25 protein-coding genes are annotated in these 21,206 nt (G+C 42.2%); all 25 read right to left on the reverse strand.

Features of this window, described 5'->3' with window-relative positions:
• Window positions 1-12: 12 nt before the first annotated feature.
• Window positions 13-531, reverse strand: coding sequence for a hypothetical protein (locus MKY34_RS18465; RefSeq protein ID WP_342512578.1), 519 nt, complete (start codon window positions 529-531; stop codon window positions 13-15).
• A gap of 5 nt (window positions 532-536) precedes the next feature.
• Window positions 537-839 carry an RNA polymerase subunit sigma gene (locus MKY34_RS18470; protein WP_342512579.1) on the reverse strand — a complete coding sequence of 101 codons (303 nt, stop codon included), beginning with the start codon at window positions 837-839 and terminating at the stop codon, window positions 537-539.
• A complete protein-coding gene (locus MKY34_RS18475) occupies window positions 836-1,618 on the reverse strand; it encodes a FliA/WhiG family RNA polymerase sigma factor (RefSeq protein WP_342512580.1) in 783 nt (260 codons plus the stop codon). Before MKY34_RS18475 ends, MKY34_RS18470 begins: the two co-directional genes overlap by 4 nt.
• Before the next feature lie 135 nt (window positions 1,619-1,753).
• Entirely contained in the window at window positions 1,754-2,248 is a 495-nt protein-coding gene (locus tag MKY34_RS18480; RefSeq protein WP_342512581.1) for a chemotaxis protein CheD, read from the reverse strand.
• A gap of 1 nt (window position 2,249) precedes the next feature.
• The gene (locus MKY34_RS18485; protein WP_342512582.1) at window positions 2,250-2,885 is read right to left on the reverse strand and encodes a chemotaxis protein CheC; all 636 of its coding nucleotides are present in this window, start codon (window positions 2,883-2,885) and stop codon (window positions 2,250-2,252) included.
• Complete coding sequence (locus MKY34_RS18490; RefSeq protein ID WP_342512583.1) at window positions 2,875-3,342, reverse strand: chemotaxis protein CheW; 468 nt, start codon at window positions 3,340-3,342, stop codon at window positions 2,875-2,877. The genes MKY34_RS18485 and MKY34_RS18490 overlap by 11 nt, the downstream gene beginning before the upstream one ends.
• Window positions 3,343-3,358: 16 nt before the next feature.
• Window positions 3,359-5,395, reverse strand: a complete 2,037-nt coding sequence (locus tag MKY34_RS18495; RefSeq protein ID WP_342512584.1) for a chemotaxis protein CheA — start codon at window positions 5,393-5,395, stop codon at window positions 3,359-3,361.
• A gap of 11 nt (window positions 5,396-5,406) precedes the next feature.
• Window positions 5,407-6,555 carry a chemotaxis response regulator protein-glutamate methylesterase gene (locus tag MKY34_RS18500; protein WP_342512585.1) on the reverse strand — a complete coding sequence of 383 codons (1,149 nt, stop codon included), beginning with the start codon at window positions 6,553-6,555 and terminating at the stop codon, window positions 5,407-5,409.
• 1 nt (window position 6,556) lies between these two features.
• Window positions 6,557-7,423 (reverse strand): MinD/ParA family protein, encoded by an 867-nt coding sequence (locus MKY34_RS18505; RefSeq protein WP_342512586.1) that lies wholly within the window; start codon window positions 7,421-7,423, stop codon window positions 6,557-6,559.
• A complete protein-coding gene (gene flhF, locus MKY34_RS18510) occupies window positions 7,416-8,531 on the reverse strand; it encodes a flagellar biosynthesis protein FlhF (RefSeq protein WP_342512587.1) in 1,116 nt (371 codons plus the stop codon). Before flhF ends, MKY34_RS18505 begins: the two co-directional genes overlap by 8 nt.
• Window positions 8,531-10,561 carry a flagellar biosynthesis protein FlhA gene (gene flhA / locus MKY34_RS18515; protein WP_342512588.1) on the reverse strand — a complete coding sequence of 677 codons (2,031 nt, stop codon included), beginning with the start codon at window positions 10,559-10,561 and terminating at the stop codon, window positions 8,531-8,533. Before flhA ends, flhF begins: the two co-directional genes overlap by 1 nt.
• Window positions 10,562-10,701: 140 nt before the next feature.
• The gene (flhB, locus tag MKY34_RS18520) at window positions 10,702-11,784 is read right to left on the reverse strand and encodes a flagellar biosynthesis protein FlhB (RefSeq protein ID WP_342512589.1); all 1,083 of its coding nucleotides are present in this window, start codon (window positions 11,782-11,784) and stop codon (window positions 10,702-10,704) included.
• Window position 11,785: 1 nt separating this feature from the next.
• Complete coding sequence (gene fliR / locus MKY34_RS18525; RefSeq protein WP_342512590.1) at window positions 11,786-12,562, reverse strand: flagellar biosynthetic protein FliR; 777 nt, start codon at window positions 12,560-12,562, stop codon at window positions 11,786-11,788.
• A gap of 4 nt (window positions 12,563-12,566) precedes the next feature.
• A complete protein-coding gene (gene fliQ / locus MKY34_RS18530; RefSeq protein ID WP_342512591.1) occupies window positions 12,567-12,836 on the reverse strand; it encodes a flagellar biosynthesis protein FliQ in 270 nt (89 codons plus the stop codon).
• 11 nt (window positions 12,837-12,847) lie between these two features.
• The gene (fliP, locus tag MKY34_RS18535) at window positions 12,848-13,513 is read right to left on the reverse strand and encodes a flagellar type III secretion system pore protein FliP (protein WP_342512592.1); all 666 of its coding nucleotides are present in this window, start codon (window positions 13,511-13,513) and stop codon (window positions 12,848-12,850) included.
• On the reverse strand, window positions 13,506-14,201 hold the full coding sequence (locus MKY34_RS18540; RefSeq protein WP_342512593.1) for a flagellar biosynthetic protein FliO: 696 nt from the start codon (window positions 14,199-14,201) through the stop codon (window positions 13,506-13,508). Before MKY34_RS18540 ends, fliP begins: the two co-directional genes overlap by 8 nt.
• Window positions 14,202-14,208: 7 nt before the next feature.
• A complete protein-coding gene (locus MKY34_RS18545) occupies window positions 14,209-14,571 on the reverse strand; it encodes a response regulator (protein ID WP_342512594.1) in 363 nt (120 codons plus the stop codon).
• Window positions 14,572-14,591: 20 nt separating this feature from the next.
• A complete protein-coding gene (fliY, locus tag MKY34_RS18550; protein WP_342512595.1) occupies window positions 14,592-15,785 on the reverse strand; it encodes a flagellar motor switch phosphatase FliY in 1,194 nt (397 codons plus the stop codon).
• On the reverse strand, window positions 15,778-16,776 hold the full coding sequence (gene fliM / locus MKY34_RS18555; RefSeq protein ID WP_342512596.1) for a flagellar motor switch protein FliM: 999 nt from the start codon (window positions 16,774-16,776) through the stop codon (window positions 15,778-15,780). Before fliM ends, fliY begins: the two co-directional genes overlap by 8 nt.
• A 38-nt stretch (window positions 16,777-16,814) precedes the next feature.
• On the reverse strand, window positions 16,815-17,240 hold the full coding sequence (fliL, locus tag MKY34_RS18560; RefSeq protein WP_342512597.1) for a flagellar basal body-associated protein FliL: 426 nt from the start codon (window positions 17,238-17,240) through the stop codon (window positions 16,815-16,817).
• Window positions 17,230-17,451, reverse strand: a complete 222-nt coding sequence (locus tag MKY34_RS18565; RefSeq protein ID WP_342512598.1) for a flagellar FlbD family protein — start codon at window positions 17,449-17,451, stop codon at window positions 17,230-17,232. Before MKY34_RS18565 ends, fliL begins: the two co-directional genes overlap by 11 nt.
• Window positions 17,452-17,615: 164 nt before the next feature.
• Window positions 17,616-18,794: a flagellar hook-basal body complex protein gene (locus tag MKY34_RS18570; protein WP_342512599.1), complete on the reverse strand. Its 1,179-nt coding sequence runs from the start codon at window positions 18,792-18,794 to the stop codon at window positions 17,616-17,618.
• An 83-nt stretch (window positions 18,795-18,877) separates the two neighbouring features.
• Complete coding sequence (locus tag MKY34_RS18575) at window positions 18,878-19,258, reverse strand: TIGR02530 family flagellar biosynthesis protein (protein WP_342512600.1); 381 nt, start codon at window positions 19,256-19,258, stop codon at window positions 18,878-18,880.
• 18 nt (window positions 19,259-19,276) lie between these two features.
• On the reverse strand, window positions 19,277-19,960 hold the full coding sequence (gene flgD / locus MKY34_RS18580) for a flagellar hook assembly protein FlgD (protein ID WP_342512601.1): 684 nt from the start codon (window positions 19,958-19,960) through the stop codon (window positions 19,277-19,279).
• A gap of 2 nt (window positions 19,961-19,962) precedes the next feature.
• Window positions 19,963-21,201, reverse strand: a complete 1,239-nt coding sequence (locus MKY34_RS18585; RefSeq protein ID WP_342512602.1) for a flagellar hook-length control protein FliK — start codon at window positions 21,199-21,201, stop codon at window positions 19,963-19,965.
• Between the last annotated feature and the right edge of the window lie 5 nt (window positions 21,202-21,206).

Here is a 21,206-nt window from a genome sequence, read left to right on the forward strand (position 1 = left end):
TTGCAACTCACTTCATCTAAATTTTAAAAGTAATTCTACTTCAGTCCGACCTTTTCTGAGCTTTTTCGCGATTTCCTCAATCGATTCTCCAGCATCATGCATCGCAAATGCACGCGTTCGATCATCATCATCATCATCATCGGCTTCTACTTCAGGTTGTTCTTTTGGCTTGTTTGCTGCCCCATAAGACCTTAATGCGACGTTAATAGGTATTTGCGGTTTAGTGATTGGCATAGAAGATGGCTGTTCGTTTGGTGGTACAACCAATTTTGCAAGTTCAGGCTCTTTAGTAATCGGTGCCTTATCAGCGATTGGTTTGTCCTCTCTTGTCGCTAATCGCTCAATCAGCCATTCGTTCTCATCCTTCAGTTCTGATAAATAGGCGACCAGTGAATCGTCCATTTCCGCCATCAATTTACGCTGTTTCTTTTCAAGCTCATCAAATTTCGCGATTTTTGTATATAGCAATGCGATAAAGTAAAAGCCAATAATTTGCAATGTAAATAAAAACACTAGAAATATCCAGATCATTGTTGTTATCCTGTAAAGTCGACAAATGACCCTTTATAAGGATGCACCGTCTTCTTTTCCTCTTCTTTTTGTCGCCGTTCCTGTTCCTCTGCTAACTGCTGTTCTTTACGCTGTTCACCATCAGCATCTAGTGCTGCATACTTCTCCGACTCCAAAACGGTTTCCCTATTTTTCAACATTTGCTTTTCTGTGAGATTATTGGCAAGGTCTTGGCTCAATTGGGATTGTTGTTGTTTTTGTTCAGCAATTTTCCCTGCATCAAATGTTTTTGGTATCGCGATTTGCAACTCAATGGCTTTTAAACTCATAATATCCCTCCATCAATGATTTCAGGTGATAATAGTTTACGCAACTTAAACAAAGCCTTGGAATGAATTTGTGAAATGCGCGAAGTGGATAGGCTCAAAATCTCGCCAATCTCTGTCAACGTCATTTCCTCCGTATAGAACAGATCTAAAACAATTTGCTCGTTTTTATTTAATTCTTTAATGGTCGCCGCTAAATCACTAATCAGTTCGCTCATCATAGCCGTTTGCTCAGGGGACTTTGACCTTTCATCCTTCAGCACAAAGGATGCTTTTCCCTCGTCATCATCTTCGTTGATTTTCTCATCAATGGAGAGTACATTGGAAAAATAATGTTCATGGACTGTCTGATACACTTCATCGACAGTCATGCCCATATGATTAGCAATTTCTTCTGGAGTTGCGGAGCGCAATAATTTTTGTTCCAGTCGGATGATTTCCTCGTCCATTTTTTTCGATTTTTCTCTTGATGAACGCGGCAGCCAGTCCTCTTTTCTTAGACCATCGATAATTGTCCCACGGATTCGAAAAGAAGCATACGTATCAAATTTCAAATCCCTGCTCGGGTCAAATTTTGTCAAAGCATCAAAAAGTCCTTGTAAGCCCAAACTCATGATATCATCTCGTGACACGTTTCGAGGGAGCCCCGAACTAATACGTTGCACATGATAAGTGACGAGTGGCGTGTATCTCCGGACAAGTACGTCCCCAGCATCAGGGTCACGGTCCTTTATCCACGAATTCCAACACGTCTCTTCTTCTGTCAATTCCTGTTTCGACATCGAATCCCCTGCCTTCCATGCTGATTCCGTCATAATTACTATTATTATAGCAAACTCGCACATAAAAAGGCGACTGAGTCATTCAGTCGCCCCTTTTCACCTACTACGTTCTGACACATCTGAATGCATACAAAACTAGATTCCTGTTGTCCCCTTATTAACTGTCCGGATATGCAAAACCGATGTTGCGGGGTCAAATTCAATCGTCCGCCCACTTGAACCGCCCGTGTCCTCCGCGATCAATGGGATTGATAAACGTTTCAATTCTTTTTTAACAGCCTCGACATTCCGGGGGCCTATTCGAATCGTATCATTTGAACCAAACTGAAACATTTGTGAACCACCCGCAATTTTAGCCTTTAGCGACATCGGTCGAACACCTTCTGCTTTCAGTAGCTCCATCAATGCATAAATACCGGTATCTGCAAACTTGGCAACATTTATACGATCCGATTTTCCAAGACTGGAATCCGGCAGCATAATATGCAGTAAACCTGCGATTTTTTTTATTTCATCATAAAGCACTACGCCGACACATGAACCGAGACCTGATGTACGAATTGTATTCGGTGTACTGACCACATTCATATCTGCAATTCCGACACGCACAACCTTCGCTAGCGTATTCATTTCACAGCACGCCCAATGAACGGAATATTGTTAGATAGGAAGGAGGATCTGGCAGTAGGAAAAAATGTCCGTCTACATTCGAAATCCCCTCTTCTCCCTCTTCACGTATCTGCGTGTCAATGACAATCACTTCATCACTATAATGAGAGATTTCAATAAGTCCGAAACTCACGATTGCCCCAACCATATCCACACTTAATGAAGGAACTGTTGGATAGATTTTCAAACCGGTGAAATCAGACAGCGCTGATAAGTACGAACCGGAAAGAATATTACCAACTTCCTGCATTGCAGAAACGCCCATTTCTGGCAGGGTAGGAGAGTTGAAGTCAAACGACCCATCCCCTGTCAACCTTTGAATAAAGTGATTTGCAGAATCCAATGGGAGAACAAAAAACATACTGCCGGACAAATCGCCTTCAATACGAAGAAAGATCCCCGCAACAATTTTTTCAGAGCCACCTGCAAGTTCAAACATATCATCAAACGACACCAGTTCAACCTTTGGCACATACATATCAATTTTACGTCCTAGTAATTGCGACATCGATGTTGCTGCATGCGCCGCACCAATATTACCGATTTCCTTCAGCACATCCAAATGCATATCCGTTATTGGGTGATTATCAGAGTTCATCCGTCGTCACCCGCTTTACGGGCTGAAGCACTTTATCAAGATTCAGCATTACTAGTAATCGTTTGTCAACTTTAGCAATTCCAGAAATAAATTCAGATTCTACTGTACCGACTACTTCCGGCTGCGCTTCAATCGCGTCAAGCGAAATATCGAGTACATCATTTGCCGCATCGACAATTAAACCGACATCGAATTCTTCAAGCGTGACAATAATGATACGTGTGCTGTCATCGATTTCTTTCGATTCCAGGCCAAATCGCTCACGTAATGAAACGATTGGTGTCACAACGCCTCTTAGATTGATAACCCCTTTGACATAAGGGGGAGTCTTTGGGACACGGGTAATCGAAAGTGATTTTTCAATCGACTGGACAACATCCACAGCGATTGCGTATTCCTTCTCCATCAATTGGAAAACAATGACTTTCATTTCTTTTTGCTCTAGTAGTTCAGTCACGATTTTTCACTCCCACCTATTTAATCAATGCATTACAATCAACAATGAGTGCAACTTGTCCATTCCCTAGAATCGTTGCACCTGAAATTGCAAATACACTCTGTAAGTAGTTGCCGAGTGATTTAAGCACAATCTCCTGCTGACCGATGAATGAATCCACGACTAACCCTGCTAACTTTTCACCTTTTCGAACGATAACGACTGATTGGAAGCCATCAGATGCATTTTCTTCCACATCCATCTCGAATATTTCTTTCAAGTAAACGAGCGGTACGATATTGCCACGGAAATCAATAACTTTCTGATTATGTGCATTTAAAATATCCGAAGTTTGGATAATCGCCGTTTCAATAATAGACGACAAAGGAACCGCATAGACTTCACGATCCAGTTCCACTAGCATGACTGAAATGATCGACAGCGTCAGTGGGAGTTGAACTTGGAATAATGAGCCTTGTCCTTCTGTTGAATCAATTGAAATATAGCCACCCAATGATTCAATCGTATTTTTTACAACATCCAGACCGACGCCACGTCCAGATACATCCGAAATTTTCTCTGCTGTCGAAAAGCCAGATGCAAGAATCAATTCGGCTACTTGACGATCCGTCATCGCTTCTGCTGCTTCTTCCATCACTAAACCGTTCGCAATTGCTTTTGCAAGCACACGCTCACGATTGACACCCGCACCATCATCTTCAAGTTCGATAAAGACGTGATTTCCTGAATGATAAGCACGAAGCGTTACCGTACCTTCCTCAGGCTTGCCTTTTGCAAGTCGTTCTGCCGGACTTTCTACACCATGATCAAGTGCATTACGGATTAAGTGAACAAGCGGATCGCCGATTTCATCAATAACCGTCCGATCCAGCTCAGTTTCAGCACCGACAATTTCAAGATTAATTTTCTTGTCAAGTTCACGCGCAAGCTGTCTGACCATTTTCGGGAAGCGATTGAATACCGTTTCAACTGGAATCATGCGCATATTCAAAATAATATTTTGCAAGTCACCAGATACTCGCGTCATTCGTTCAACCGTTTCATTCAACTCAGGATTATGCAACTCGCTGGCAATCGATTGCAGTCGCCCGCGGTCAATAACAAGCTCTTCAAATAGATTCATCAGCACATCCAGTCGTTCGATATTGACACGAATCGTTTTACTACCTGATTGAGCCGCAGCAGATCGTTTCCCTTTTTGGGCAGCCGGCTCTTTTTTCGCAATGACAGGCATTGGAGGAGCAACAACATCTTCCTCTTCCACTTCATTCGCGCCGTTAGTCGTATGCAATGCATCCACTTGAATCGGTGCCACAATCACATTGTCTACTTCAGAGACTTTCATAATTTTTGCTTTCAATGTTTCTGCATCGTCTTTTGTAATCAATGCTACCGAAAATTGCTCATCGAAGTTTTCATTTTCTAACTGCTCCACACTCGGTTCAGATTTAATAATCTCACCCGATTTTTCAAGTACTTCAAAGACCATAAACACACGTACAGCCTTCAACAAGCAATCTTCACGCAACTGAACCGCGATCTCAAAAGCTTGGAATCCTTGCTCAAAAGATTGTGCAATCACAGTCTTTTCGAAATCGTCAAAGTGCAAATTCGTACTTACTTCTTCTACGACAGTCGCCGCAACTTCAGCTGCTGGTGCTGCAACTGCTGATTCACCCGCCTCAATTCGGTTGAGCGATTCAACTAGTTCTCGTACATCTTTTTTCCCTGTTCCACCATCGGCAATATCCATCACCATTTCTTCAAGATAATCAGCGGCTTGAAAAACAACATCTAATATTTCAGTTGTCACACGAATCTTCGCGTTTCGAATCGCATCTAACACATTTTCCATCTTGTGTGTCAAGTCTGCGATATCTTCATAGCCCATTGTTGCTGACATACCTTTCAACGTATGAGCAGAACGGAAAATTTCATTGACAATCGCAAGATCTTCCGGGTTTTTTTCAAGTTCCAATAGATGCTCGTTACATGATTGGAGATGCTCCTTACTTTCATCAATAAACATTTCCAAATATTGATTGGTATCCATCGTTAAGCCCCCTAAGCCTTTAAGATTTCCATTATCGCTCCTGATATATCGTGAACGTCCACTACTTCGTCAGCAAGACCTGCTTCTTGAACCGCTTTCGGCATACCGTAGACAACGGATGTTTTGGCAGATTCTGCAATCGTAACGGTCTTGCCGTTTTTTCTAAGAAGTTCCATACCTGCCTTGCCGTCATAACCCATCCCTGTCATAATCACCGACAGATAGTTTAATTCTGGACTTTCAGCAGCCGACTCTAGTAATACGTCAACAGACGGTCTATGTCCCATTCTAGGAGCTTCGACCGAGTCTAATCGCACATAATGATTCATGCCTGTTTTGCTGAATTTCAAGTGCTTTCCTCCTGGTGCGATATAAGCCGTTCCATTTACGAGTAGTTCACCATCTTCTGCCTCTTTTACAGTAATTTCACTTAGACCATTTAACCTATCCGCCAGTGATTTTGTAAACCCTGCTGGCATATGCTGTACAACTAGAATTGGTGCACCTATCGTAGCTGGTAATCGAGTTAATACCTCTTGTAGTGCTCGAGGCCCACCTGTTGATGTACCTATTATAACAAAAGTCTTACCCGTTTTGGAAATCTTACTCTTTATTGGGGTAAACTTTTGACGCAACTCTTCATGACGAAGCCCGCCACCGGTCTCTTTTTTCACAAAAAGCTCATTTCGTACAGGAACAATCGGTTTGGCTACCGCTCTGCCAGTCATTTTTCTTGTCAGCGTAGAAATATGTACACCTGAAGCAGCAGCAACCTTCGTCAATATTTCCTCTTTCACTTCGTGAAGGTTTAACGATATTGCACCACCTGGCTTTGCCACAAAATCAACCGCACCATACTCCATCGCTAGCATCGTATTGGCTGTCCCAATCTTCGTTGTACTCGACAACATGACTACTGGTACTGGGTGTTTTTCCATAATTTCTTTCAATGCTTCAAGACCGTTCATAAGCGGCATTTCAATATCCATGGTCACAACATCTGGTTTCAATGTCTTTACTTTTTCAATCGCTTCTTTGCCATTACGCGCCGTACCGACCACATCAATTTCGGGATGATCTGCTAGAAAATCTGCTATCAGTTTGCGCATGAACGCCGAATCATCAACAACAAGCGCTTTTTTTCGGTTGCCTAAATTCAATTCATCCACGCCCTTTCGTAAACATCATTCTCAATTTCCCAAGAAATCCTTCCCTTTTCTCCTGACTCGCCTCGCCCTTTACATCTGCAAAAGAATTTGCAATGGCTAACATTCGCCTTGAAACAGGAGCATTAGGATATTCCAATACAAACGGTCTTTGCCCAACAACCGCTTTATGGACTACTGGGTCTTCCGGAAGAACCCCGAGCACTGTTGTTTCCTTCTGCAAAAACTTTTGCATCGCAAACTGAAGCCTTGTCACGGCATCTTCGCCATCTTCGTTTTTAAACACACGGTTGCTCACAATATGAAATTTCTTATTAGGATCCTGTAAACAAATAAATTTCATCATCGAGTAAGCATCTGTAATAGACGTTGGCTCTGTCGTAGAAATGACAATTACTTCATCTACTGCGATAATCAATTCAATCGAACGCTGAGTCGCCCCAGCCCCCATATCAAATAGGATAAAATCATATTCTTTCTGCAAGTATTCGAACGCACCGAGTAGCCGCTCAAACATCAGCTCCGACCATTCCAATACCGTATCTAAGCCAGAACCACCAGAAATAAAAGCCAATCCTTCTGGCGTATCATTAATGACCTCGCTAACCTCTCTCGTACCCATCAAATAATCTTTTAAACTATAAGGAGAGGACATGCCCAAAAGGATATGCACATTGCCCATCCCAATATCCATGTCCACAATGATTACTTTTTTACCTTGCAAACAGAGTGCATGCGCAAAATTTGTTGAAAAGTTGGATTTTCCAACACCGCCTTTGCCACTCACAATCGCAATCGATCTTGCCAATTCACCTTGGGACTTCAGCATCTTGAGACGAAGTGTTTCAGCTTGATCACGCATCGGCAACATCCTTTAACAAAAGCTGAACAAGCACTTCATAATCCGCTTCTGTGATGTCTTCCGGCACTTCCTGACCGTCCGTATAATAAGCCGTCCCAATTTGATACTGTCTCATCAAGTTAAACATCGCCCCAATCGATTCGGTTTCATCCATTTTTGTAAAGATGAATTTTTCAATCGGAAAGAGCTTAAACTGCTCAATAATCGTCTTCATATCCTCTTCTTTTGACGTCAAAGAAAGAACAAGATACGACTCCATCTCTAATGTAAAATCAATCAGCCGCGTTAAATCTTCTACAAATTTCGCTTCTTTGTAATTTCTCCCTGCTGTATCAATAAAAATCAAATCACGATCTGCTAGTTTCTCAATCGCTAATGCAAAATCTTTGCTATTATAAGCTACTTCCACTGGTGCTTGTAATAAATTCGCATAGGTACGAAGTTGCTCGATAGCAGCAATTCGATACGTATCAGTGGTAATGAATCCAATTTTCCTCTTCTTTTCAAGAAGTGCACGCGCGGCAATTTTGGCAATAGTCGTTGTTTTTCCAACGCCTGTCGGACCGAGAACGTTGATGTATTTTTTGTCGAAAGAAATGCCACCAAACGGTAAATCTTTGAGACTTGTTTGCAAAATTTCTTTTACAGCCTCTAGCTGTTCACCCAGCGTGAAATCTCTTTTTTCAGACTTCATCCGACTAAATAAAGCCTCACCTAGCTGTGCAACATACTCGCTAGATAGTCCTTGTTTCTCCAGATGGATCAATAGAGGTTTTAATTCATCCGGTAGTTGAGCATGTGTCACCGTTTGTTGCATACTTTTCAGCATTTTTTTCATTTCAATCATTTCTTGTTGCAATTCTGTAGATACTACCTGATTTGGCTGTCGAAGAGGTGGCAGGGCCGGTTCATAGACCGGCTCTGGCGCCTTGAAAGTCGGTTCGTCAAAACCTGCAACAACCTCGACGGATTTCTTTTTAAACAGCCCAAGAAAACCTTTTGTATTAACAACAGTCGAACTAAGAATGATGGCATCATCCCCAAAATCCGCACGTACTTTTTTCATAGCTTCGACCATCGTCGTAGCCGAATATTTTTTCATCTTCATTAAATGTCCACCACCCCAACACTTTGAACTTCAATCGAAGCTTCAAGCTCATTATACGACAGTACTGGAATTTGTGGAAAATAGCGTTCTGTAATTTGTCTTAAATACATCCGAATAGCCGGTGAGCATAAAATAACTGGAGATTGATCCATCAATGCAACCCGCTCCACTTCCCTTGCAATGGTCTCAAGAATTTCTTGTGAGTGCCCTGGGTCAATAGACAAATAATTCCCTTGCTCTGTTTGTTGAATATTATCAGCAACCAATTTTTCAATCTTCCCAGATACAGTAAGCACTTTGAGCGATTGGCCTGTCGTAGCATATTGATTGGTAATTTGTCTTGCAAGAGCTTGTCTAACATATTCGGTTAGCACATCAACATCCGATGTGTACTTCGAATAGTCTGCAAGCGTTTCAAAAATGATAGGTAAGTTTCGGACAGATACATGCTCCTTCAATAACTTCGCCAATACTTTTTGAATCTCACCAATCGACAACGGTGTCGGTGTTAATTCATCAACCAAAATTGGGAAGGTCTCACGCACATGATCGACAAGTTGCTTCGTCTCTTGACGGCCAATAAGGTCCGCAGCATTCGCACGAATCACTTCTGTTAAATGCGTCGACACAACACTTGGTGGATCGACAACCGTGTAGCCAAGGATTTCTGCATCTTCTTTCACATCTTCCGCAATCCATTTCGCTGGTAGACCAAATGATGGCTCTACCGTATCAATTCCTTCAATAGAGTCATCTCCACCAGGACTCATAGCAAGATAATGGTCGAGCAACAACTCTCCCCTTGCCAACTCACTGCCTTTAATCTTGATCCTATACTCATTTGGTTGCAACTGGATATTGTCCCGAATACGCACAACCGGAATGACCAACCCTAACTCAATCGCTAGCTGTCTCCGAATCATCACAACTCGGTCCAGAAGATCCCCACCTTGCGTCGCATCGACGAGTGGAATGAGCCCATAACCAAATTCGAACTCGATCGGATCGACATTTAGCAGATTGACGACATTCTCTGGGCTTTGTAACCCTTCCGTTTCTACATCTTCTTCAATCTCCAATAATTCCTTCGGATCCTCTTGTGATTTCCGCGACATCGAAAACGCTCCTATAGCAAGCGCAGCTGCAACTGGAATCGTCAACATATCATTAATGGGTGTAGCAAGACCTAGTAGCAGTATTGTCCCAGCCCCGACGTATAACAACTTTGTTTGTCCAAGCAACTGCTTCGTAATGTCCGCACCAAGATTTCCTTCTGATGTTGCACGCGTAACGACAATCCCCGTTGCGGTTGAAATGAGAAGTGCTGGTATTTGAGAAACAATCCCATCACCGACCGTCAGTTGGGAAAAGAGCGTGGCTGCTTCTCCAAACGGAAGCCCCATTTGGACGACTCCGATAATCATTCCAACAAGTAAGTTGATGATAACCATGATAATTCCGGCAATCGCGTCTCCTTTAACGAATTTCGTTGCCCCATCCATCGCACCGTAGAAGTCCGCTTCATTACTTACTTTCTCACGGCGCGCACGTGCTTCCGTCTCAGAAATCATTCCTGCGTTCAAATCAGCGTCGATACTCATCTGCTTACCTGGCATCGCGTCGAGTGTAAAGCGAGCAGCAACTTCCGATACCCGCTCCGCCCCTTTTGTAATAACGATGAACTGGATTAGAACCAAAATCGTAAAGACAACGAGACCAACAACAACGTTACCGCCTGTTACGAACGTCCCAAATGTTTCAACAACGCCCCCTGCATCCCCATTCGATAAAATCGCTCTCGTTGTGGACACATTCAAACCGAGTCGAAACAATGTCAGAAGGAGTACTAACGTTGGAAAAATTGAAAACTCCAGCGCTTCCTTCATATTCATAGAGGTCATTAACACCATTAAGCCGAGTGTAATATTAATGATAATTAGGAAACTTAGGAGCCAAGTCGGAAGCGGGATGACAAGCATCGCGACAATCATGATGACTGCTGCGAGCACGCCTATATCTCTAAATTTCATGTCATCCCTACTTTCTTGTTAGTTAATCAAATACGCCTTGGCATATTTGCATCTAGATTTTGAATTGAGCTTACCTACGTCTACCTTGCGAGCGCACTACAGTTCTCTTCCAAATCTGTGACAGCCGCCAGCGGCTGTATTCAGATTTTGCGTTGTATGCGATAGACATACGCAAGTATTTCAGCGACTGCTTTAAAAAATGATTCAGGAATTCGTTCTCCGATTTCCACTTCATCATACATGGCCCTTGCCAACGGTCGATTTTCAACCATGACAATATCATGCTCTTTTGCAATCAGTTTGATCTTTTGGGCGACGAAGTCAACACCTTTCGCAACGACAATCGGTGCATCCATATCCTCGTCATCATACTTGATAGCAATTGCATAGTGTGTAGGGTTTGTGATGACGACGTCCGCTTGTGGAATTTCTTGCATCATACGCCTCATCGCCATTTCACGCTGACGCTGCTTAATGCGCGATTTAATGATTGGATCCCCTTCTGAGTTTTTATGTTCATCTTTAATATCTTGTTTCGACATTTTCAGGTTTTTTTCATAGTCATATTTCTGATAGAAGAAATCTAAAATCGAAATGAACAATAATACAAAAGAAGCGACAATCCCCATTAACGCTGTCAATTGACCAATCGTCGTCAATATATCTGCTGGTGTTTTAAATGCAAGCCCAAGGACTTTGTCAATATTCATCCAGAGAATCAATGATGTAGTTGAACCGATAAATGAGATTTTTAAAATCGATTTCATTAACTCGACAATCGCTCGGATGGAAAAAATTCGTTTCAATCCTTTAATAGGGTCAATTTTCTTCAAGTCGAATTTCAAGGGTTCTGCCGTGAACAGCAAACCGAATTGAAACAAGTTCGCCCCAACAGCTGCGACCATCGCAATCAGCATAATCGGTAGCAATATGAAAGCCATTTGAATAAGAATTTCATCATAAATGAGCATAACCTTATCAGCATCAATGCGATCTTGCGGAACATATTCCGTAAACGCATGAAGGAAAAACATGAAAAATCGGTCCCTCATGAATCCTGCCGCAAAAAACAGGAAAAGGAACACGAATAATAGAACGATTGCGCTAGTGACGTCTTGACTTTTTAACACTTGCCCTTTTTTACGAGAATCTTGACGTTTTTTTGGAGTGGCTTTTTCGGTCTTTTCCCCCGCAAAAAACTGCAGATCAAGCCGTAACATCATATTAGCCACCTCCAAGTAGAATCATCAAATCTCTCATTCCAATGATCATCACTTCAAACAGATTTCTCATCATTTGAATCATAACACCCATCATAATAAACAAAACGATAAAACTAACACCAATCTTGATAGGAAATCCAACGACGAAAATGTTCAATTGTGGAACTGTCCTCGCCGTAATTCCAAGTGCCAAATCGACAAGAAATAATGTAGCGACGATCGGAATCGACATTTGGAATGCAATGGCGAATGTTGTCACAAACGTTTTGACAACAAACTCTGCTAAACGCTCTTCGCCGAAAGCGGGCCATAGTTGATCCATCGGAATGAATTGATAACTATAGAAAATACCATCCAATAACAAATGATGACCGTTCATGGCGAGCAATAGAAGAAGTGCTAATGAGTTGAAAAATTGACCGAGAAGTGGTGATTGCGCACCCGTTTGTGGATCGATAACGTTGGCAATGGCAAATCCCATCTGGAAATCGATAAACCCGCCTGCAATTTGAATGGCCGACATAATCATATACGCAATAATGCCAATCGCCAGCCCCGTCACAGCCTCTTTCATAACAAGTAACACATACATTCCATCGATTTCTATCGTCGGTACATCAATCGCATACGTCATCATCCAAGCGAGCAATGCGCCTAAAATGATTCGATGTGTCGTCGGAATGGCCTTATAAGAAAATAGCGGCACTGTCACAAAAAAAGCAGTGACCCGAGTTAAAATCAGTAAGTATACGGCGATTGAGGGAATCAAGTCTTCCATTCAATCACCCAATATACCGAACAAGATTTTCGAAAATGCTAGATGCGTACGATGTTACTTGCGCTAACATCCATGGACCAAAAAATACAATTCCAACAAGTACTGCAACAATTTTCGGCACAAATGCAAGCGTTTGTTCTTGGATTTGTGTCGTCGCTTGGAAAATACTGACCGATAATCCCGTCACCAATGCAAGAATCAGGAGGGGTCCTGAAGTCATCAAGATAACCCAGATTGATCGCTCCGCTAAAGATACTACCATTTCGGCTGTCATTCAAACCCCTCCTAAAAACTCTGTAACAATGATTGAATAATGAGATACCAACCATCCACGAGAATAAACAATAATATTTTAAACGGCAATGAAATCATAACGGGTGGTAACATCATCATCCCCATCGACATGAGGACACTCGCTACAATCATATCGATAACAAGGAATGGGATGAAGATCATAAAGCCCATTTGAAATGCTGTTTTTATTTCACTTAATGCAAATGCAGGTACTAACATCGTTAAAGGAATATCCTCTAATGTTTCAGGTTGCTCCGCTCCGTTATACCTAAGAAATAATTCCAAGTCTTTTTGGCGCGTATGTTTACTCATAAATTCCTTCAGTGGCATACTCGCTTTGTCATAAGCTTCTTCAAGCGTGATTTCTTCCGCAAATAGCGGAGTCAACGCTTCGTCATTCACTTGCTGAAATGTCGGTGCCATAATAAAAAACGTTAGGAACAACGCCAATCCAACAAGTACTTGGTTGGGCGGCATCTGCTGTGTCGCAAGCGCCGTCCTCACAAATGACAGGACGATGATAATGCGTGCAAATGATGTCATCAAAATGAGAATCGCTGGAGCAAGTGATAAAACCGTCAACAGGAGCATCATCTTAATGGATGTGGATACATTGGTTGCATCACTATCTGAAAAAAATTGAACGAAATCATTCATCTCGGTTTCGCTCCTTTTCTGTCAATCGGCTAATTTGCTGTTCCCGCTCCTCTTTCATCTCATTAAGCTTTGATTTGAACAGGTTGCCGAAATCATCCGTCTCCGTAGCAGGCTCTTTTTTTGCCTTACCTTTCAGTGTTGAAAGTAGGCTATCAAGCATGCCTGTCGGCGATTGCACTCCGTCGTCTTCGTAAAATTCTATGAGCCTTTCAATCTCTAATGGGTCTGTAATCTCCTTCAGCAGACGCACCTCGTCACCGACGCCGATTAAATAATAGGCATCCCCAATGACAACTAATTGAATAGACTTTTGCTGTCCAAGTGAAATACCACCCATATTCTTCATAAATCGGTTTTTATCGTATAGTCGATTTTTCCGATTGATGAATTTCAAAAGCCCAACTAATAGACCGACGACAAATAGGAGAGCAAGTAATGTTTTTATGTAATCCCAAGCCGTTAGACTGACAGCTGTTTTGTCAGTCGTATCATCGGCTTCTGGAACTTCTTCTTTCGTATCTTTACTTTTTTTACAGTCTTTATCGTTCTCTTTTTCATTCTCTAAGCAATCTAAAACAGATATGTTTTCATCCGCTGCAGCATAGCCAACAGCTTGTGAGCTATAGCTTGAAAAAAGTAAGAACAATAACAACACGGACAAACCCTTTAGGACAATCGATGATTTCATACGATTATTAACCTAATGCTTTTGTGATTGCTTCAATAACACGATCCGCTTGGAACGGTTTAACGATAAAATCTTTCGCACCTGCTTGGATGGCATCAATAACCATTGCTTGTTGTCCCATTGCAGAACACATGATAATTTTTGCTGAAGGATCTTTTTCTTTGATGGCTTTCAATGCTGCAATCCCATCCATTTCCGGCATTGTAATATCCATCGTCACAAGATCCGGTTTCAATTCCATATATTTTTCCACAGCTTGAGCGCCGTCTGCTGCTTCCCCGACAATCTCAAAGTTGTTTTTTGACAAAATGTCCTTAATCATCATTCGCATAAATGCTGCATCATCTACTATTAAAATACGTTTACTCATTTTCTATGACCTCCCGATAATTATCGTAAATTATTCAAACGTTCTACTCTGCTTAAAATATCCGTAATCCGTACCCCGAAGTTTTCATCGATAACGACGACTTCACCTTTCGCGATATGGCGGTTGTTTACTAGAATATCAACTGGTTCGCCCGCAAGCTTGTCCAGTTCAATAATTGAACCACTGGACATTTCCAATATTTCCTTCACGGAACGTTTTGTCCGTCCAAGTTCTACTGTCACCTGTAAAGGTATATCGAGCAGCATATTCAAGTTATTCGTCTCTGCTGGATTCAGCGAAGGACTCTCGAAGCTTGCAAATTGTGCTTGTTGCACATGCACTTGTGGCTGTTGTGGACGCATTGGCATCTGTTGTTGTGGTGCCTGTTGCGCATAATGCTCTTGGCCATATTGTAGTTCCTGAGATGGCGGCGGACTACTTTGACCAACAGGTTGCTGAGGCTTCTCTAACGTTGGCACGCTCTCCTCTGCTACTGCAACAGCTGTTTCATCCTGCGCCTCGCCTCCTCCCATAAGAGAGGCCACCAGATTTTTACCGAATTCCAATGGAAGTAGTTGCATAATGTTCGAATCAATTAAGTCCCCAACTTTAAGCGCAAAGGAAACTTTGATTGATAGCTCATCACTTGGGATATGCTCTAACCCTTGATCTGCTTGTACATCCATCAACGCAATCGTTGGTGGCGAAATATCGACTTTTTTATTAAATACCGTCGACATCGATGTTGCTGCTGAACCCATCATCTGATTCATTGCCTCTTGAACAGCACTTAAATGAATCTCGCCTAAATCATTATTCGGTTCTAATCCATCTCCACCTAGCATAAGATCCGCAATAATCGCTGCGTCACTTTGCTTAATAACGAGAAGGTTGACACCACTTAGTCCTTCTGTGTAGCCTACCTTAATAGCAACATACGGATGGATGAATTCTTTTTCTAATTCTTCTTTCGTGACGACAGAAATTGTCGGTGTTGTAATATCGACTTTTTGCCCTAACAATGCGGACAAAGCTGTTGCAGAGCTCCCGAAGGATATATTGCCGATTTCACCAAGTGCATCTTGCTCCAGCGCATCTAAATAATCTGCTGTATTTATTCCCTCAGAGGATGAGGGTACAGTCTCCTCGCTTTGTATAAGCTCCCCGCGCAATAGCGCTTCGATTTCTTCCTGTGAAAGTATATTATCACTCATCATCTTCATCCCCCCCGATCAACGGTTCAATTATTTGCACAGCCATTCGATTTTTCAAATGGCCTGGTTGAGCTGTAAATTTCGGAATATCTCCGACTTTTACGATTAGCGGGTCATCGATTTTACGATTGAGCGAAACGACATCTCCAACTTGAAGATAGAGGAAGTCTTCTACTGTCATTCGACCTTGCCCAAGCTCTGTGGTAACTGTTAACGGTGCTTGTTTCAAGCGTTTTTCAAGCTCTATACTTTGCTCTGGTGTCGGTTCTTTTTTATTGGACTGCATCCAATACCTAACCGACAAATTCGGAACGATTGGTTCGAGGACAACATGTGGTATACAAATGTTGATCATCCCACTCGATTCTCCAATGACAATATTAAACGAAATAACAACGACTGTCTCGTTTGGTGAAATCATTTGAAGGAACTGAGGATTTACTTCTAGCTCTGTCAGGAATGGATCGATATCAATAATGCCTGACCATGCCTCTCGTAAATTATCAAAAGAGCGTTCGAATAAATTCGTCATGATTTTCGTTTCAATTTCGGTCAAATTATCAGCTTTTCCCGTGCTCGCCCCGACGCCTCCCATTAAGCGATCCAGCATCGAATACGCAATGTTTGGGTTTACTTCCATTAGAATATTTCCATCCAACGGTGGCACTTCAAAAATATTGATAAGTGTCATATTGGGAATAGAGCGGATAAATTCTTCAAATGGAATCTGATCGACAGACGCAACGTTAATTTGCACGTACGTTCTAAGTTGTGCTGAAAAATACGTCGTCAATAAGCGCGCAAAGTTTTCGTGAATCCGTGTCAAGCTTCGAATCTGATCTTTGGAGAACCGGAGGGCACGTTTAAAATCGTACACTTTGACCTTCCGTGTCTCCTCTTCTTTCTTCATGTCATCTGCCGACATTTCACCTGTCGATAGTGCGGACAATAATGCATCTATCTCATTTTGAGATAATATATCCCCGGACATATGGCCACCTCCTACTATCAGAATTCACTCGTTCTTATTTACTGAATGATATATGAAACAATGTAGACTTTTTGAACTTCACCTTCTTGCATAAGGGGGTTCAATTGTTGCTTGATCGCATCTTCAAAGGCTTGTTTGCCAACCTTGCCTTCAAGATTTGCTTGCGTCATTTCAGATAACTCTTGAATGACAATATTTTTCACTTGAAAATCTCGCTTAGCTAATTCTTCCGCTGATTTCTTATTATCCGTTTGGATTTTCAACGTAATACGAATAAATTGCTTGCCTGCAAGATTCGTCGTAATTTCTTCGACATCTACGGAGGATTCAATAATTTCATCAATTGTCGGTTCTTCCGAAGTTTCACCTTTATTTAACTGCAGGACGAGCACTAATGCTACAGCACCTAGCAGTGTAATACAAACTAAAATTATTAAAGATATAGTAAGGGCCTTATTCTTCATCTTTCTCACCTCGGATAAACGGATTTGACAGCAACTGGACTGCTCTATAGAACTCGATAATCCGGTTATTCACTTCATCAACCGTATCAAGGACGACATATTTGGTGCCTGTCGTAAGGGTAATCGTCGTATCAGGAAACGATTCCACTTTTTCTATGTATAGGGCATTCAATGTGAACACCATGCCATTTAGGCGCTTGACTTGAATCATATGTAAGGGGCCGGGGCGTCAAGAGCCGGCCCGGCCCTCCTTTTCTAGTAACAGCTATGGTAGAACGCCAGATACTGACATCCCGTGTTCGTTCCCCAGTGCCAGTGACTGGCAGCCATTCGCGTCCTACCGTGAATTGTGGCAGTGACTGGCACCGAATTAAATTATCGTTTCAAGTTCACAAGTTCTTGCAAGATTTCATCTGATGTTGTGATAATACGTGTATTCGCTTGGAAACCACGTTGTGCTACGATCATTTCAGTGAATTCTTCTGCAAGGTCAACGTTGGACATTTCGAGGAAGCCTGATTCCATCTTACCAAAACCTTGCTCAGTAGCGAAACCAGTTACTGCATCACCTGAGTTCGCAGATGTACGGAATAAGTTTCCACCTGTTTTTTCAAGTCCACCTGGGTTAGAGAAAGTGACCATTTCGATTTGCCCCGCTTCTTGAAGCACTGCTTTGTTGGCTGACATAACTGCATCAAAAGTAATTTTAGCTGGATCATAAGCTGTTTTGGCTGTATTGTAAGGCCCCGTAGCATTTGTTACAGCAGTCTGTGCAGTAGTTAAAGCAGTGTTAGCTGCTGTTTGTGTACCTTGAGCTGCAGTTAATGCAGTTTGAGCTGCCGTTATAGCTGCCGCTCTTCCGGGATCAGCTGGGTCCATGGCATTAGCTCTATCCAAAGCGTCTTGAGCTTTTTCAACAGCTTTACCTGCTGCTTTCACATCTTTTTCTGCTGTTTTCACAGCATCTTTTGCATCATTTAACGTTTTTTCTGCAGCTTTGAAGGTTGTTTCAATCGGTCTGAATATTGCTTCCGCTGCTGCAATCGCAGCTTCAGCACCTTCCGGTAAATCTACATAGAACACTGTTCCATCTTGACCAATTGACATAGAAGATGCTGACTGTGGAATGTTGATGATGCCATCTGCACCTACGACATATCTTCCATCCCCATCGACAAGATCTCCGTTTTGGTCCATGTAGAAGTTTCCTGCTCTTGTGTATAAAACTTCGTTACCATCCATCACTTGAAAAAAGCCGTCACCTGTAATGGCTAAATCTAGCGTATTTCCAGTAAATTGACTTGATCCTTGACCGTGTAATGTGTCGATCGCTGCAAGTTGTGAGCCGAGTCCAACTTGTCTTGGGTTGACCCCACCACGGTTAGCGCCTGGTGCTGATGCCCCCGCTACTGTTTGTGATACTAAATCTTTGAAGACAGTACGGCCTTTTTTGAACCCGTATGTGTTAACGTTCGAGATGTTATTCCCGATGACATCTAATTTTGTTTGGAAATTTCGGAGTCCGGTAATTCCTGAATACATTGATCTTAACATGTTTGTTGTTCCCCTCTCGATTTTAAGTGTATCGCTTCAATCAGTCCGCGATACGATGGCATCCTGTTAAGGTCCTGCCGGTGTTAGCTAAGCACAATCGTGCCATCAATATTAGTAAACAATTGATCTTTTGCTTCCATGCGATCCATCGCTGTAATAACCGTTGAATTCTTTGCACTGACGATTAACGCCGCTTGTTCCATCAAGACGAGCGATTCTTTAATACCTTTCCTTTTCGCTTCGTTCACTTTTTCCGTGACATGTGCCCATTCAGCATCAGAAATATGAATGTTTCGTTCCGCTAAACGTTCAGTGGCATGCTTGCTGATTTTCAGCTCTGTTGTACGGGTGGCATTCGTTAAGTGTTCAAGAAACGACTGCTTCGGATTTTGCGTCAGTGGCGATGATTGACTTTGGCGTATAAGGGGCTGCGATGGAATACGATGGAGATTAAGTTTTTCCATATCTTCGCTCCATCCTTGTTATTCTTCGCTTGTGCTTATCGATGTAAAGTTCTTCCCATCAATACGGCTACCGTCTGCTAAGATGTACACGATTTTTCCATCTTTGTTAGAAACAGATTCGACTTTACTAAACTTCTCCTCTTCGCCATCCATGTAGCCAACGTATTTACCAATGAGCATACTTGCCTCAACAAGACTATTACTATTGCCGCTCCCCTCACCTGCGATGACTTCTGAGATATTTCCTGGCGTCACTTCTTTACCATTGTCTAACACGAATTTAACCGCACCATCTTCAAATTTCACAGAAACAACTGGATTGGTTCCTTCTTCGACAACCAATTTTCCATCTTCGCCTTTAATTGGATTGCCCTGCTCATCGAGCTTTAACTCATGCCATTTGACACTTTTTCCGACAAAGCTTGTGTATTGAATCAATTGTGACTGCGTTTGTGCTTCCGCAAACTTTTCAAATGATTTCGCTAAGTTCATCGTTTGCTCTAATGCGGAGAACTGTGCCATTTGGGCGATAAACTCGTTATCCTTCATTGGATTCGTTGGATCCTGGTTTTGCAATTGAGCGATTAGCAATTTCATGAAATCGTCTTTTCCTAACGTCCCATCGCCAGTTTTACGCTCATCTCGTTGTTTGTTGATTAAATAATCGTTCCCTGAAATCGGTTTTTGTCCTTCGATCGGCATGTTTACACCTCCAACTCAATTAGATATTCTTGGAATGATTGCTCTTCATCCTCATTTTGCTCTTGTCCTTCGTTTGTCTCTTGCTCTTGTTGTTTCAAGTGTTGATTAAATGCCTGTTCACGATCGTTTCTTGCTGTGTCTTGTAGCGTTTGGGAAACGTCGATTCGCTCCACTTGCAAGTTTTGTTGGATAAATGCGTTGCGAAGCTGATTCAGCTGGCTATCTAGCATTTCTTTACCAAGTGCAGTCGATGCAAGAATTCTCGCTGTCATCACGCCATTCACCTGCAATAGTTCAATCCTGACTTGTCCTAGATGCTCTGGATATAATTTAATAAGTAAACGATTTGTCCCGCCTGTTTGTCCAAAATTCGCACGTTTGAAGATGTTTTGCATTTCACGAGTCAAGGCCTCATTACGTGCATTCGTACGATTTTCTTCCTCGGTAATTGAGAAGTCACCTTTTGCAACTGCAACGTTACCAATTGCATGACTTGCTACTTGCTGAGATACTTCCGATTGTTTTGGGGCATTTCCATCATCTGTTAACGACGGGCTACTCTGTGTTTGTACGACTATTCTCGCTGCATGTTGACTATCCATAAAAGGAATAGGTGTAGTAGCCGCTGTTTTGCTCACTTGCAATCCTTCCTCGAATTGTGCACCGGCCGCTACGAGGAAGCTTTGCAAGCTAGCAATCTGTTGTTCTTGTCTTACAAGCAAATCAGTTTTAGGTGCAACAAGTTCAATTGTTTTCAAAAGTGTCAATACGTCAACAGCCTGTTGTTTTGACATATCGGCTTTGCCATCAAGTGCTGTTGTCAGCTGTTCGAAAAACTGGGGTGCAATTTTATCGATTTTCTCTAGTACAACCCATATATCATTGGTGAATGTCATTTCTGTCAGTTCACTTTCAGACAATCCTGCCTTTTCTAACAGTGCCAGTAAGTCTTCACGTTGCTCTTCTACACTTCCGAGTTGAGCCAGTAAATTAGTTGCATCCGTATTCTCATGCCCTAGCTCTTTCATGGCTTCCTCTAACTGTTCAATCGATGTTGCATGAAAGATAGACAGGATAGAATCGGCTGAAACCTCATTTGTGCTTAGTTCTTGGTCAGCAGTAGCACTGTTCGCTGTCATACTTGTAAAAACAGAGCCAAAAGTACTTGCTGATGCCTTACTTCCGCCTGCTGAAGCTTGGGTAGGCATTTTAATCATTTGTTGCATTGCTGCGATATTCAACATTC

Source organism: Sporosarcina sp. FSL K6-1522 (genome assembly GCF_038622445.1).
Classification (GTDB): Bacteria; Bacillota; Bacilli; order Bacillales_A; family Planococcaceae; genus Sporosarcina.

What these genes read in the sequence shown, in the direction of transcription:
- MKY34_RS18505 (WP_342512586.1), bottom strand. Translation starts at nt 7,423, where the DNA reads ATGCGTGATCAAGCTGAAACACTTCGTCTCAAGATGCTGAAGTCCCAA.
- MKY34_RS18570 (WP_342512599.1), bottom strand. Translation starts at nt 18,794, where the DNA reads ATGTTAAGATCAATGTATTCAGGAATTACCGGACTCCGAAATTTCCAA.
- MKY34_RS18545 (WP_342512594.1), bottom strand. Translation starts at nt 14,571, where the DNA reads ATGAGTAAACGTATTTTAATAGTAGATGATGCAGCATTTATGCGAATG.
- flgD (WP_342512601.1), bottom strand. Translation starts at nt 19,960, where the DNA reads ATGCCGATCGAAGGACAAAAACCGATTTCAGGGAACGATTATTTAATC.
- flhF (WP_342512587.1), bottom strand. Translation starts at nt 8,531, where the DNA reads ATGAAGATGAAAAAATATTCGGCTACGACGATGGTCGAAGCTATGAAA.
- MKY34_RS18575 (WP_342512600.1), bottom strand. Translation starts at nt 19,258, where the DNA reads ATGGAAAAACTTAATCTCCATCGTATTCCATCGCAGCCCCTTATACGC.
- MKY34_RS18475 (WP_342512580.1), bottom strand. Translation starts at nt 1,618, where the DNA reads ATGTCGAAACAGGAATTGACAGAAGAAGAGACGTGTTGGAATTCGTGG.
- flhA (WP_342512588.1), bottom strand. Translation starts at nt 10,561, where the DNA reads ATGAAATTTAGAGATATAGGCGTGCTCGCAGCAGTCATCATGATTGTC.
- fliY (WP_342512595.1), bottom strand. Translation starts at nt 15,785, where the DNA reads ATGAGTGATAATATACTTTCACAGGAAGAAATCGAAGCGCTATTGCGC.
- fliQ (WP_342512591.1), bottom strand. Translation starts at nt 12,836, where the DNA reads ATGACAGCCGAAATGGTAGTATCTTTAGCGGAGCGATCAATCTGGGTT.
- fliR (WP_342512590.1), bottom strand. Translation starts at nt 12,562, where the DNA reads ATGGAAGACTTGATTCCCTCAATCGCCGTATACTTACTGATTTTAACT.
- flhB (WP_342512589.1), bottom strand. Translation starts at nt 11,784, where the DNA reads ATGATGTTACGGCTTGATCTGCAGTTTTTTGCGGGGGAAAAGACCGAA.
- MKY34_RS18565 (WP_342512598.1), bottom strand. Translation starts at nt 17,451, where the DNA reads ATGATTCAAGTCAAGCGCCTAAATGGCATGGTGTTCACATTGAATGCC.
- MKY34_RS18465 (WP_342512578.1), bottom strand. Translation starts at nt 531, where the DNA reads ATGATCTGGATATTTCTAGTGTTTTTATTTACATTGCAAATTATTGGC.
- MKY34_RS18495 (WP_342512584.1), bottom strand. Translation starts at nt 5,395, where the DNA reads ATGGATACCAATCAATATTTGGAAATGTTTATTGATGAAAGTAAGGAG.
- MKY34_RS18540 (WP_342512593.1), bottom strand. Translation starts at nt 14,201, where the DNA reads ATGAAATCATCGATTGTCCTAAAGGGTTTGTCCGTGTTGTTATTGTTC.
- fliL (WP_342512597.1), bottom strand. Translation starts at nt 17,240, where the DNA reads ATGAAGAATAAGGCCCTTACTATATCTTTAATAATTTTAGTTTGTATT.
- MKY34_RS18485 (WP_342512582.1), bottom strand. Translation starts at nt 2,885, where the DNA reads ATGAACTCTGATAATCACCCAATAACGGATATGCATTTGGATGTGCTG.
- fliP (WP_342512592.1), bottom strand. Translation starts at nt 13,513, where the DNA reads ATGAATGATTTCGTTCAATTTTTTTCAGATAGTGATGCAACCAATGTA.
- MKY34_RS18470 (WP_342512579.1), bottom strand. Translation starts at nt 839, where the DNA reads ATGAGTTTAAAAGCCATTGAGTTGCAAATCGCGATACCAAAAACATTT.
- fliM (WP_342512596.1), bottom strand. Translation starts at nt 16,776, where the DNA reads ATGTCCGGGGATATATTATCTCAAAATGAGATAGATGCATTATTGTCC.
- MKY34_RS18480 (WP_342512581.1), bottom strand. Translation starts at nt 2,248, where the DNA reads ATGAATACGCTAGCGAAGGTTGTGCGTGTCGGAATTGCAGATATGAAT.